We start from the raw sequence: 11,614 nt of genomic DNA, 5'->3' as shown, positions 1-11,614 counted from the left end.
TCACGGTGAGAAGTTCTGAATTCGAAGCCCTTCTGGATGTCTCGGCGCGGGTCGGTGCCGACCCGGCGCTGGTGCAGGCGGCCGGCGGCAATACGTCGATCAAGGAAGGCGGCACGCTGTGGATCAAGGCGTCCGGCCTCTGGCTTATGCATGCTCGGCAGCGTGACGTGATGGTGCCGGTGGCGCTCGATGCTTTGCTTGACGCGCTGGAACGCGACGATCCTTCGACCGAAAAGGCACAGGATTTCGTCATCAAGGATCGCAATCCATCCGGCTTGCGGCCGTCGATCGAAACGACCGTGCACGCGCTGATGCCGCAGAAAGTCGTGATCCACGTCCATTGCGTCGAGACGATCGCGACCGCCGTTCAGGTCAACGGCGAAGCCATCGCCGCGTCCAAGCTGGCCGGAATTCCGCATGTATTCGTGCCCTATGCCCGCCCTGGGCTGCCGCTTGCCAAGGCGATTGCCGCGCGGATTCGGCCGGATACCAGCGTGCTGATCCTCGGCAATCACGGTCTTGCGGTGGCTGCCGAAACGGTGGCGGAGGCGGAAGTCCTGCTGGCTGACGTTTCAGGGAGACTGGCCTTGCCGCGCCGCAAGGCACCTGATGCGAACCTCCCGGTTTTGTCCCGGCTTGCGGTCGGCAGTGGTTTCACCCTGCCGGACGACAGCCTGATACACGATGTGGCGACCGATCTGGCGAGCTGCCGGATCGCTGCCGGCGGCAGCCTTTACCCCGACCATGTCATCTTTCTCGGCCGTGGCTCGTTTGTCGCGGCACCCGGCGATACGGCAGTCTCCATCGAGGAGCAGCACCGCGCCGAAGGGCTGACCTTGCCACCGGCGCTGCTGTTTCCGGGAAAGGGTGTGCTCGTTGCCAGGGAGATCACGGCCGGGGCGCTTGCCATGGCGCGCTGCCTGTCCGATGTGCTTGGCCGCATCACAGACGGCGCGCGGCTGCGCTATCTGACGGATGCGGAGAACGCCGAACTGCTCGGTTGGGACGCGGAAAAATACCGGCAGGAGCTGAACCGGGCCGGGAAAGCGTTGCAATGATGACAAACACTGCAAACGCTCCGCTGGTGATCGGCATCGATATCGGCACATCCGGCGCCCGCGCTGTGGCAATGGATCTCGGCTTCAACATTGTCGCGTCCGGATCATCGAAGCTGGTGGATTTTTCTGACGATCATCGCGATCCCATTGTCTGGTGGAAGGCCGTGCAAACCGCATTTTTCCAAGTGCTGGAGGCAATCGACCGGCCGCAGGTGAGAGCGATTGCGATCGATGGCACGTCCGGCACCATGCTGCCCGTTAGCGCCGATGGCGCACCGCTTGCCGTGCCGATGATGTATAACGATCCCGTCGATGACGTCGATATTCTGGCCCGGATTGCCAGCCACGCGCCGAAGGAAAGCGCCGCGCACGGGGCGACGTCCGGGCTGGCGAAGGTGCTGACCTTTCAGTCCATCCCGGATATCTTTCGCATCCTCCATCAGGCCGACTGGCTGGCCGGTCATTTCACCGGCCTCTACAGTGTTTCCGACGAGAACAACGCGCTGAAGACCGGCTACGATCCGGTATCGCGCAGCTGGCCGGAGTGGATCGGCAGGACCGGCGCGGGGATGGATGTGTTGCCGGATGTGTTGCCTGCAGGAGCTCCGATTGCCGGAATTTCCGTCGCGGCTGCCGAGGCTTTCGGCCTCCCGATCAGTACTATCATTGTCGCGGGCACGACGGATGGCTGCGCCTCGTTTCTGGCGACCGGCGCCGATCAGCCGGGCGACGCAGTCTCTGCCCTTGGAACGACGCTGACAGTCAAGATGCTCTCCGACCGGCCGCTGTTTGCGCCGGAATACGGGCTCTATAGCCACCGTTTCGGCGACATGTGGCTGGCCGGCGGAGCGTCGAACACCGGCGGCGTCGTGCTGTCGGCGCATTTCGGCAATGACCGTATCGCCGCGCTATCGACGGAGATCGATCCATCGACCGATACCGGGCTCGACTATTATCCGCTCACGAGGGACGGCGAGCGATTTCCTGTCAACGATCCGGCGATGAAGCCGCGCATGAGCCCGCGGCCGGAGAGCGATGCCGAGTTTCTGAAGGCGATTTTCGAAGGGATCGCCGGCGTCGAGGCAATCGCCTATCAGCGTCTCGGGTCGCTCGGTAGCCCGGCGCTGCGCTCTGTTCGTACTGTCGGTGGCGGCGCGCAAAATGCGGTCTGGACGGCGATCCGCAATCGGAAGATACCGGTCCCCTTCCTGCCGGTGGTGTCGGAAGAGGCGGCAGCCGGAACGGCGCGGCTTGCGCTGATTGGCGCAAAATCGGCAGGTGTCTTGTGACCGGCGCTCCGCAAGCAATTTCCGGCCTGGATGAGATTGCCATGCATTTCGATGCATTCCTGATCGATCAGTTCGGCGTGCTGCGGGACGGCAAGGGACCTTATCCCGGTGCTGCGGAAACGCTTGTTCGCCTGAAACAATCCGGTAAGACAATCATCATCCTGTCCAACTCGGGCAAGCGCTCGGCGGAAAACGATCGCCGACTTGCTGCGCTCGGTTTCGATCCGGAAAGCTGGGACTGGTTCCTGACGTCCGGCGAGGTGGCCTGGAAGATACTGGGGTCCGAAAGCCTCGGAGAAGGCAAGGGCCTTGCCCGCAAATGCCTGCTGATCAGCCGCGACGGCGATACGTCGCCGCTTGACGGGCTCGATCTGATCCGGACCGAACGGGGCGACGACGCGGATTTCATTCTGCTCGCCGCAAGCGAGGGCGATGTTCGTCCGCTTGCCGACTACGAAACTCTTTTGGCTCCTGCCGCCAGACGTGCCGTGCCGTGCCTGTGCACGAATCCGGACAAGATCATGCTGACGAAGGAGGGGACGGCCTTCGGGGCAGGGCGCATCGCCGAGCTTTACGAAGAGCTTGGCGGAACGGTGCGCTGGATCGGCAAGCCGTTTCCCGACATCTATGCGACGGCGCTCGAATTTCTCGGCCTGATCGATCCGGAGCGCATCTGCTGCATCGGCGACAGCATCGAGCATGATATTGCCGGTGCCGCAGGCGCGGGGCTGAAATCGGTGCTGGTGACGACCGGCATTCTCGAAACGGCATCGGACGCGGAGCGGCAGGCGCTGTTTGCCGAGCATGGCGCCATCCCCGATTTCATCCTGCCGAAGTTCATCTGGTAAGAGAGGCCAAGATCATGGCGTTCACGCTGTCGCTCAACACCAATCCGCTGGTCAACCGCTTCGCCGAGGCCGACGACCTGATCGACACGATCGCCGAGAAAATCCGCATCGGTTACGTTCAGCTTACCCATGAATTCATCAATCCCGGCTGGCCGGCGGCAACGATTGCCAAGCAGTTGCGCCAGTTCAAAAAGGCGCTGGGCCGGACCGGCGTGAAAGTCACCTCGGGGATGACTGGCCCCTATGGCCGGCTCAATCATTTCGGCCATCCCGATGCCGATGTTCGCCGCTACTATGTCGATTGGTTCAAGACCTTTGCCGATATTTCGGCCGAGCTCGGCGCGTCGGGCATGGGTACGCAATTCGCCATCTTCACCCACAAGGATTACGACGATCCGGCACGGCGCGAGCAGATGATGCGGATCGCCATCGACTGCTGGGCGGAAGTCGCAGAACATGCCAAGGGCGCGGGCCTCACCTATCTCTTCTGGGAGCCGATGTCGATCGGCCGGGAGTTCGGCCATACGATCGCCGAATGCCGGGCGCTCAACGGCCGGCTCGCGCAATCCGGCCTGCCGATCCCGATGAAGATGATGGTCGATATCGACCACGGCGACGTCACCTCCAGCAATCCCGATGACATCGACCCCTATGCCTGGGCGGAGGCCTTTCCGAAGGAATCGCCGATCATCCACATCAAGCAGTCGTCAATGAACAAGGGCGGCCACTGGCCCTTCATTGCCGCCCATAACAAGGACGGCCGCATCACGCCGGAAAAACTGCTCGACACGATCAGCCGTGGCGGCGGCACGGACAACGAGATCTGCCTTGAACTCTCCTTCCGCGAACGCGAACCGACAGACCACCTCGTCGTCGAGATGATCCGCGAATCCGTCGAATTCTGGGAACCCCATATTGATACGGGCTTCAACGCGCGACGCGGCCTCTGATCACTTGTTTCAAAAGCCTTGCGTCGCCAGGAATGCCTTCATGCGTTCGGCTGCGAGATTGGGCTTATCCAGCACATTGGCCTTGTCGGCCAGACGGAAGATATCGGCATAGTGCAGCACGCCGCGGGCCGATTGCAGGCCGGCCGGCATGGTGAAATGCCTCTGGTGGCCATTGAGCCAGGCAAGAAAGACGACGCCGGCCTTGTAATACTGCGTGGGTGCCTCGAAGATTTTTCGCGACAAGGGCACGGTCGGTTCGATCACTGCGCGGAATGTCGCGACATCGCCCGCCGCCAGTGAGGCCAGTGCTTTCGACGCGGATGGCGCGACGGCGTCGAAGATGCCGAGCAGGGCATGGCTGTATTTTTTTCCGTCGCCCTCGATCAGTTCGGCATAGTTGAAATCGTCGCCGGTGAAGCAGAGCACCTCTTCGGGCAGACGGTTGCGCAGAGCCACTTCGCAGGCATTGTCGAGCAGCGAGATCTTGATACCTTCGACCTTGGCCTTGTTTTCCCCGATGATCGACAGGACGGTTTCGAGCGCCGTTTCGAAATTCTCCGAGCCCCAATAGCCTTTCAACTGCGGATCGAACATGTCGCCCAGCCAATGCAGCACGACCTTGTCTTTCGTCTGGCGAAGAATGTGGCCGTAGACCTTGCGGTAGTCGTCGGGCGACTTGGCAATGCGGGCAAGCGCGCGGCTTGCCATCATGATCGATCGTCCGCCCTGTTGTTCGACAAAGCCGATCTGCGTTTCGTAGGCACGGATCACGTCGTCCAGCGAGCGTGTGTCGGTGGGGGCCAGATGATCGGTGCCGGCACCGCAGGCAAGATCGGCGCCGGGCACGGTGCGCGCTTCCGTCAGCGAACGACGGATCAGTTCCTGCGCGCCAGCCCAGTCGAGACCCATTCCCCGCTGCGACGTGTCCATTGCTTCGGCGATCTTGAAACCCAGGCTCCAGAGGTGATGGCGGAAGGCCATCGTCGTTTCCCAGTCGATGGCGGAGCGGCCCCACGGGTCGAGGTCGCGCAGCGGGTCAGAGACGACGTGCGCCGCCGCATAGGCGATGCGATTGAAGGTCGGAACCGTTGCGGGCCGCATGATCGGCGTTCCCAAAAGGCGATAAGGCTCAATCGTGCCGTCGGCGCGCGGCAGCGACAGGGTAACGGACATGCAGGCTCCTCCCTCAGTGTTGGAAGCTGAATAATTTAGACCGTTCCAAATTTCAAGTGATAATTTGGCGAAGTGATCATGCTGCGATGCATTCAAAAGGCGCGACGGTCATCTGTAAACCACCCTGATTGCCTCCGCACACAAGTGCTTCCTCGAGTGAATATCTATATATTTCAATCGCATTTGTGTTTTCAGACTTACCCACGCGTTCGGTGTGACGATCAGCTCTGATCGGGTTGTACATTTTTCCGGAAATTTACTTGACAGAATTGGAACGTTCCAATTATCTTGCGGCGAGTGTTGAGGCGACAAGACCTCTCCGGGAGGAAAATGTGGGTAAGGAACGGGTGACAGTCATCGATATTGCGCATGCCGCCGGCGTGTCGAAGTCGACCGTGTCGCTCGTGCTTCAGGCAAGCCCCCTGGTCAACGAGGTGACCCGCGCCAAGGTGAACGCGGTCATTCGCGATCTCGGCTATGTCTACAATCGTGGCGCCGCCAACCTGCGCCAATCCAATTCCAAATCGAAAATCATCGGTATCGTCGTCAACGACCTGACCAACAGCTTCTTCGCCGAGCTTGCCGTCGGCGTCGACATGGTGGTGCAGTCGGCAGGCTATGTGCAGTTCCTCGCCAATACCGCCGAAAGCGTCGATCGCCAGCGCGAGGTCATATCCTCGATGCGCGAACACGGCATTTCCGGCCTCATCCTGTCGCCGGCGCGCGGCACGGAAGCGGCGGATCTGAAGTCGCTGGTGGCAAGCGGCATCCCGGTCGTCAATGTCGTCCGCCAGGTCGCGGGCGCCAAGGTTTCGTCTCTGGTTTCCGACAATCACGCCGGCATGCGCGATGCGGTTCGCCATCTTGCCGGGTTAGGTCATCATCGTATCGCCTTCCTCGGCGGTTTTCCCGACACCGCCGTTTTTAATGAGCGGCTGCAGGGGTATCGCGATGCGCTCTCGGATATGGACCTGGCCGTTCATGATGAACTGGTTGTCAGTTCAGCACCCTCGCGGGCCGGTGGCGTCGCGGCCATCGAACGGGCGCTGCTTTTGCGCGAGCGGCCCACTGCCGCTGTTTGCTTCAATGATGCGGTTGCCTTCGGGGTTTGCGACGGGCTTCGTGCCCATCGGCTCGATCCGGGCGAGGATTTTGCCGTCATCGGCTTTGACGATGTGATCGAGGCGCAGACGGCGGTGCCCGCGTTGACCACCGTTTCGGTCGATCCGCAGGGCATGGGGCGGCGAGCCGCCCAGCTTCTCTTGAAACAGATCAATGCCGGACGGGCGGATGCGGAAGCGATCGTCAGTTCCGTGCGGCTCGTCGTGCGCCAGAGCTGCGGCTCGGCGAGCGACAAGAGGGAAAGGCTGTCTTTGCTATGACGCGTTGGGGTTTGATCGGGGCAAGCACGATTGCTCGTGAATGGGTGATCGATGCGATCCGCGCCGTCGGCGGCGAGATCGTTTCGGTGATGAGCACGAGTGCCGAGCGGGGCGCCAAATATGCTGGCGAACACGGCATCGCGAAATCCGTGACCAGCGTTGCCGACCTCGTGGGCGATCCCGATGTACAGGCGGTCTATATTTCCACCACCAACGAACTTCACCGCGATCAGGTGATCGCCGCCGTCAGGTCCGGCAGGCATGTACTCTGCGAAAAGCCGCTGGCGACTTCGCTGGAGGACGCGCGCGCCATGGTCAAGGCGGCAAAGGACGCGGGCGTGGTGATGGCGACCAATCACCATCTGCGCGGTGCGGCCACGCACCGGGCCATGCGCGATGCAATTGCCGCAGGCAGGATCGGAAAACCGCTGGCGGCCCGTGTCTGCCATGCCGGTTACCTGCCTGCGCATCTGCAGGGCTGGCGGCTTGACCGGCCAGAGGCGGGCGGTGGCGTCATTCTCGATATCACCGTGCATGACACCGATACGCTGCGCTTTGTACTGGGCGACGATCCGGTGGAAGCTATTGCCTTCGGTCAATTCGGGGGCATGGCGCAGGCGGGGCTTGAAGATGCGGCCATGGGCGTTCTGCGGTTTAAATCCGGGCTGATCGCGCAATTTCACGACGGGTTCACCACCAAATATGCCGTCACCGGTTTCGAGATACACGGCTCCGAGGGCTCGCTGATCGGTCGCAACTGCATGACGCAGAAGGCAGTCGGAACGGTCACCCTTCGCAACGCCGATGGCGAGGCGGAATTGCCGCTCGACCACCGCAATCTCTACGAAAACACCCTTCTTGCCTTCGATGCGGCGATCGCCGGCAAGGGCAAGCCGCTCTGCGGCGGCGAGGATGGCGTCTGGTCGCTGGCCACGGGGCTTGCTGTGATGAAATCAGCGCAGACCGGCGGCACGGTCGCGATCGAAACCGGACTTTGAGAGCATTTCCATGAGCAAGCATATCATCACCCCGGCTGAGGCAGCCTCCCTGATCCCCGACGGAGCGGTTGTATCCGTGTCGTCGTCGAGCGGTCTCGGGTGCCCGGATCTGATGCTGAAGGCGATCGGCGAGCGCTTCGATGCGACCGGCCATCCGCGCGATCTGACGACGCTGCACCCGATTGCCGCCGGCGACATGAGCGGCATCAAGGGTATCGACCACATTGCCAGAAAGGGCCTCTTGAAGAAGATCATCGGCGGCTCCTATCCCTCCGGCCCTTCGACATCGGAACCACCGCTGATCTGGCAGATGATCGGCAACAACGAGGTTGCCGCCTACAATATCCCCTCCGGCGTGCTGTTCGACATGCACCGCGAAGCCGCCGCCAAACGTCCGGGCGTGCTGACCAAGATCGGCCTCGATACCTTCGTCGATCCGTCGCGGCAGGGCTGTGCGATGAATGCGTCGGCTGCCGCAGAACCTGTCGTCAAGAAGATCGAGTTCGAGGGCGAGGACTGGCTCTATTTCAAGGCGATCGTGCCGCAGGTGGCGATTATCCGGGCGACCACCGCCGATGAGCGCGGCAACCTCACCTATGAGCACGAGGGCGCCTATCTTGGTGGTCTCGACCAGGCATTGGCGGCTCGCAACAATGGCGGCATCGTCATCGCGCAGGTCAAGCGCATCACCAAATCCGGCTCGATGAAGCCGCACGACGTGCGCGTGCCCGGCATGCTGGTCGACTATGTGATCGTCGATCCCGACCAGAAGCAGACGACGCTGACGGATTACGATCCGGCGATCTCTGGCGAAATCTTCCGGCCGCTCGACAGTTTTCGCGTGCCCGAATTCAATATTCAGAAGGTCATTGCACGCCGCGTTGCTCAGGAGTTGCAAGGTGGAAGCTGCGTCAACCTCGGCTTCGGTATCTCGGCCAATGTGCCGCGTGTCCTGCTGGAAGAGGGGCTGCATGGCTCGGTCACCTGGGTGATTGAACAGGGTGCGGTCGGCGGCGTGCCGCTGCTCGATTTTGCCTTCGGTTGCGCGTCGAATGCCGACGCCTTCATGCCGTCGCCCTACCAGTTCACCTATTTTCAGGGGGCGGGCTTCGATGCCTCGCTGCTGTCCTTCCTCGAAATCGGCAGGGACGGCTCGGTGAATGTTTCGAAACTCTCCTTCCGGCCGCATGTGACGGCAGGGGCGGGCGGGTTCGTCGATATCACGGCACGGGCAAAGAAGATCGTTTTCTCCGGCATGTTCAATGCCGGTGCGAAGCTCTCCATGGCCGAGGGCAAGCTGGTAATCGAGAAAGAGGGCAAGCTGAAGAAGCTGGTCAACGAGGTCGAGCACGTCACCTTCTCCGGTCGCCGCGCTGTCGAACAGGGGCAGGACATCACCTATGTCACCGAGCGCTGCGTGCTGAAGCTGACGCCGCAGGGCATCATGCTCACCGAGATCGCGCCGGGCGTCGATTTGCAGGCGCATATTCTCGACCAGTCGGAATTTCCGCTGATCGTTTCCGACAAGCTCAAGGTCATGGACATGGCGCTGTTCCATGAAGCGCCGATCGGCCTGACGCTGCCGCAAAAGCCTATCCGGACACTGGAAGGGGCGGCACATGTCTGATGAACGGATCAGGATCGAAGTTGAGGATGCGATTGCCATCCTGACGGTTGCCCGGCCGGACAAGTTGAACGCATTCGATATCGACATGTTGAAAGCGCTTTCTGCGGCCTGCGATACGGTCGAAGCGGATGCCAATATCCGCGTGGTCATCCTGACGGGGGAGGGCAAGGCCTTTTCCGCCGGTGGCGACATCAAGGCTTGGGGCGCGATGAGTCCGAATGAGTTCGGTCATCAATGGGTGCGCTTCGGCCACCGGGTATTTGAACGATTGGCGACGCTGCGCATGCCGGTGATCGCCGCGATCAACGGCCACACGCTCGGCGGTGGGCTGGAACTGGCGGCGGCGGCGGATATCCGCATTGCGGAAATCCAGGTGAAGATCGGCCTGCCGGAAACGAGCCTCGGCATGGTGCCGGGCTGGTCGGGTACGCAGCGCCTGGTCAAGCGGTTCGGGGCGCAGGTCGTGCGCCGGATGGTGCTGGGCGGCGAGATGTTCTCCGCCGACGAGGCACGGCATCTGGGTCTGATTGACGCGGTGGCCGGAACCGGCACGGTGATGAGCATGGCCCGGGATTATGCCCATCGCATCGCCAAGCGCGGGCCAGCCGCGCTCGAAATCTGCAAGTTGATGATTGCGTCTGCCAACGGCGAAGACAACGGAACCGCCGTCGAGGCGCTGGGGTCGATCCTGGCCGCCAAGACCGGCGACATGAAAGAGGGCGTCGCGGCTTTTACGGACAAGCGCCCCGCGGAATTCAAGGGAGAATGGTAATGACGGTTCTGGTGAAGCCCAAGGCTTTGACTGATACAAAGGTGCGCGAGTTCCAGATGCTGATCGACGGCAAATGGGGCAATGCGGCCGAAGGCAGGACGCTAGAGCGCGTGGCGCCGGGTCACGGCGTTACCGTCAGCCGCTATCAGGCTGCGACGAAAGCCGATGCCGAACGGGCGATTGCCGCCGCGCGCAAAGCCTTCGATGATGGTCCTTGGCCGCGCATGACGGCGTCCGAGCGTTCGCTGATCCTGCTCAAGGCGGCCGACATGATTGCGGCGCGTGCCGATGAACTCGCCTATCTCGACTGCATCGAATCCGGCAAGCCGATCAGCCAGGCGAAGGGGGAACTCGGCGGTGCTGCCGATATCTGGCGCTATGCCGCGGCCCTTGCCCGTGATCTGCATGGCGAAAGCTACAATACGCTCGGCGACGGCACGCTCGGTGTCGTGCTGCGCGAAGCGATCGGCGTCGTCTCGATCATCACGCCGTGGAATTTTCCGTTCCTGATCGTCAGCCAGAAGTTGCCTTTCGCGCTGGCCGCCGGCTGCACCACGGTGGTCAAGCCGTCCGAACTTACCTCCGGCTCGACGCTGGTGCTGGGCGAAATCCTCGAGGCCGCCGGTGTTCCGGCCGGTGTGGTCAACATCATCTCCGGCACCGGCCCGGATGTCGGCGCTATCATGACCTCGCACCCGGATGTCGACATGATTTCCTTCACCGGCTCGACCGGTGTCGGCAAGCTGACGATGACCAATGCGGCGCAGACGCTGAAGAAGGTTTCGCTGGAACTTGGCGGCAAGAACCCGCAGATCGTCTTTCCGGATGCCAATCTCGACGATTTCATCGATGCCGCCGTGTTCGGCGCCTATTTCAATGCCGGCGAATGCTGCAATGCCGGTTCTCGGCTGATCGTTCACAAGGAGATCGCGCAGGATGTCATCGCCCGCATCGCGGCAATGTCGGCCAAGGTCAAGGTCGGCGATCCGCTCGATCCGCAAACTCAGGTCGGCGCGATCATCACGCCGCAGCATCTGGAAAAGATCGTCGGTTATGTCTCGGCCGCTTCCGGCAAAGGCGCGACGGTCTCGCATGGCGGCGCAGCGCTGGATCTCGGCTCCGGCCAGTTCATGTCGCCAACTATTCTGTCGTCGGTGACACCGGACATGGCCGTGGCCCGCGAAGAGGTCTTCGGTCCTGTCCTGTCCGTGCTGACCTTCGAAACCACCGACGAGGCGATCCGCCTTGCCAACTCCATCGATTACGGCTTGTCGGCCGGCGTCTGGAGCCGCGATTTCGATACCTGCTTGACGGTGGGCCGCAAGGTGCGGGCCGGTACGGTCTGGATGAACACTTTCATGGATGGCGCCTCGGAACTGCCATTCGGCGGCTATCGCCAGTCCGGCCTCGGCCGCGAACTCGGCCGTCATGCGGTGGAGGATTATACCGAGACCAAGACGCTCAACATGCATATCGGCGGCCGCACCGGCTGGTGGATGCCGCGCGGGTAAGATGGA

10 protein-coding genes are annotated in these 11,614 nt (G+C 62.0%); 9 read left to right on the top strand and 1 reads right to left on the bottom strand.

Features of this window, described 5'->3' with window-relative positions:
• The first annotated feature begins 5 nt into the window (after positions 1-5).
• Genes J2Z75_RS24250 through J2Z75_RS24235 form a run of 4 tightly spaced genes read left to right on the top strand, consistent with a single transcriptional unit; the run spans position 6 to position 4,145 of the window.
• Positions 6-1,058, top strand: a complete 1,053-nt coding sequence (locus J2Z75_RS24250; RefSeq protein WP_209855554.1) for a class II aldolase/adducin family protein — start codon at positions 6-8, stop codon at positions 1,056-1,058.
• Positions 1,058-2,347, top strand: a complete 1,290-nt coding sequence (locus J2Z75_RS24245; RefSeq protein ID WP_209855847.1) for an FGGY-family carbohydrate kinase — start codon at positions 1,058-1,060, stop codon at positions 2,345-2,347. The genes J2Z75_RS24250 and J2Z75_RS24245 overlap by 1 nt, the downstream gene beginning before the upstream one ends.
• A 41-nt stretch (positions 2,348-2,388) precedes the next feature.
• Complete coding sequence (locus J2Z75_RS24240; RefSeq protein WP_209855552.1) at positions 2,389-3,195, top strand: TIGR01459 family HAD-type hydrolase; 807 nt, start codon at positions 2,389-2,391, stop codon at positions 3,193-3,195.
• A gap of 14 nt (positions 3,196-3,209) precedes the next feature.
• Entirely contained in the window at positions 3,210-4,145 is a 936-nt protein-coding gene (locus tag J2Z75_RS24235) for a sugar phosphate isomerase/epimerase family protein (protein WP_209855551.1), read from the top strand.
• A 9-nt stretch (positions 4,146-4,154) separates the two neighbouring features.
• Here the strand turns inward: J2Z75_RS24235 and J2Z75_RS24230 are convergent, their stop codons facing one another.
• Positions 4,155-5,318, bottom strand: a complete 1,164-nt coding sequence (locus J2Z75_RS24230) for a dihydrodipicolinate synthase family protein (RefSeq protein ID WP_209855549.1) — start codon at positions 5,316-5,318, stop codon at positions 4,155-4,157.
• Positions 5,319-5,650: 332 nt separating this feature from the next.
• Here J2Z75_RS24230 and J2Z75_RS24225 point away from each other — a divergent pair, with 332 nt between their 5' ends.
• From J2Z75_RS24225 to J2Z75_RS24205, 5 genes are read left to right on the top strand one after another with little or no spacing between them, the layout of a single operon-like run.
• Positions 5,651-6,700, top strand: a complete 1,050-nt coding sequence (locus J2Z75_RS24225; RefSeq protein ID WP_209855547.1) for a LacI family DNA-binding transcriptional regulator — start codon at positions 5,651-5,653, stop codon at positions 6,698-6,700.
• Positions 6,697-7,698 (top strand): Gfo/Idh/MocA family protein, encoded by a 1,002-nt coding sequence (locus J2Z75_RS24220; RefSeq protein WP_209855545.1) that lies wholly within the window; start codon positions 6,697-6,699, stop codon positions 7,696-7,698. Before J2Z75_RS24225 ends, J2Z75_RS24220 begins: the two co-directional genes overlap by 4 nt.
• Before the next feature lie 10 nt (positions 7,699-7,708).
• Positions 7,709-9,325, top strand: a complete 1,617-nt coding sequence (locus tag J2Z75_RS24215; RefSeq protein ID WP_209855543.1) for an acyl CoA:acetate/3-ketoacid CoA transferase — start codon at positions 7,709-7,711, stop codon at positions 9,323-9,325.
• Positions 9,318-10,097 (top strand): enoyl-CoA hydratase/isomerase family protein, encoded by a 780-nt coding sequence (locus tag J2Z75_RS24210; protein WP_209855542.1) that lies wholly within the window; start codon positions 9,318-9,320, stop codon positions 10,095-10,097. The genes J2Z75_RS24215 and J2Z75_RS24210 overlap by 8 nt, the downstream gene beginning before the upstream one ends.
• A complete protein-coding gene (locus J2Z75_RS24205; protein WP_209855540.1) occupies positions 10,097-11,608 on the top strand; it encodes an aldehyde dehydrogenase family protein in 1,512 nt (503 codons plus the stop codon). Before J2Z75_RS24210 ends, J2Z75_RS24205 begins: the two co-directional genes overlap by 1 nt.
• Positions 11,609-11,614: the final 6 nt, after the last annotated feature.

Origin of the sequence: Rhizobium herbae (assembly GCF_017873135.1) — a bacterium.
Lineage (GTDB): Bacteria > Pseudomonadota > Alphaproteobacteria > Rhizobiales > Rhizobiaceae > Pararhizobium > Pararhizobium herbae.
Note: the sequence above shows the minus strand (reverse complement) of the source record. Positions and strands in the feature narration are given on the sequence as shown.

Coding starts and splice junctions, on each gene's coding strand:
- J2Z75_RS24210 (WP_209855542.1), top strand. CDS start 9,318: ATGTCTGATGAACGGATCAGGATCGAAGTTGAGGATGCGATTGCCATC.
- J2Z75_RS24230 (WP_209855549.1), bottom strand. CDS start 5,318: ATGTCCGTTACCCTGTCGCTGCCGCGCGCCGACGGCACGATTGAGCCT.
- J2Z75_RS24235 (WP_209855551.1), top strand. CDS start 3,210: ATGGCGTTCACGCTGTCGCTCAACACCAATCCGCTGGTCAACCGCTTC.
- J2Z75_RS24205 (WP_209855540.1), top strand. CDS start 10,097: ATGACGGTTCTGGTGAAGCCCAAGGCTTTGACTGATACAAAGGTGCGC.
- J2Z75_RS24220 (WP_209855545.1), top strand. CDS start 6,697: ATGACGCGTTGGGGTTTGATCGGGGCAAGCACGATTGCTCGTGAATGG.
- J2Z75_RS24240 (WP_209855552.1), top strand. CDS start 2,389: ATGCATTTCGATGCATTCCTGATCGATCAGTTCGGCGTGCTGCGGGAC.
- J2Z75_RS24245 (WP_209855847.1), top strand. CDS start 1,058: ATGACAAACACTGCAAACGCTCCGCTGGTGATCGGCATCGATATCGGC.
- J2Z75_RS24215 (WP_209855543.1), top strand. CDS start 7,709: ATGAGCAAGCATATCATCACCCCGGCTGAGGCAGCCTCCCTGATCCCC.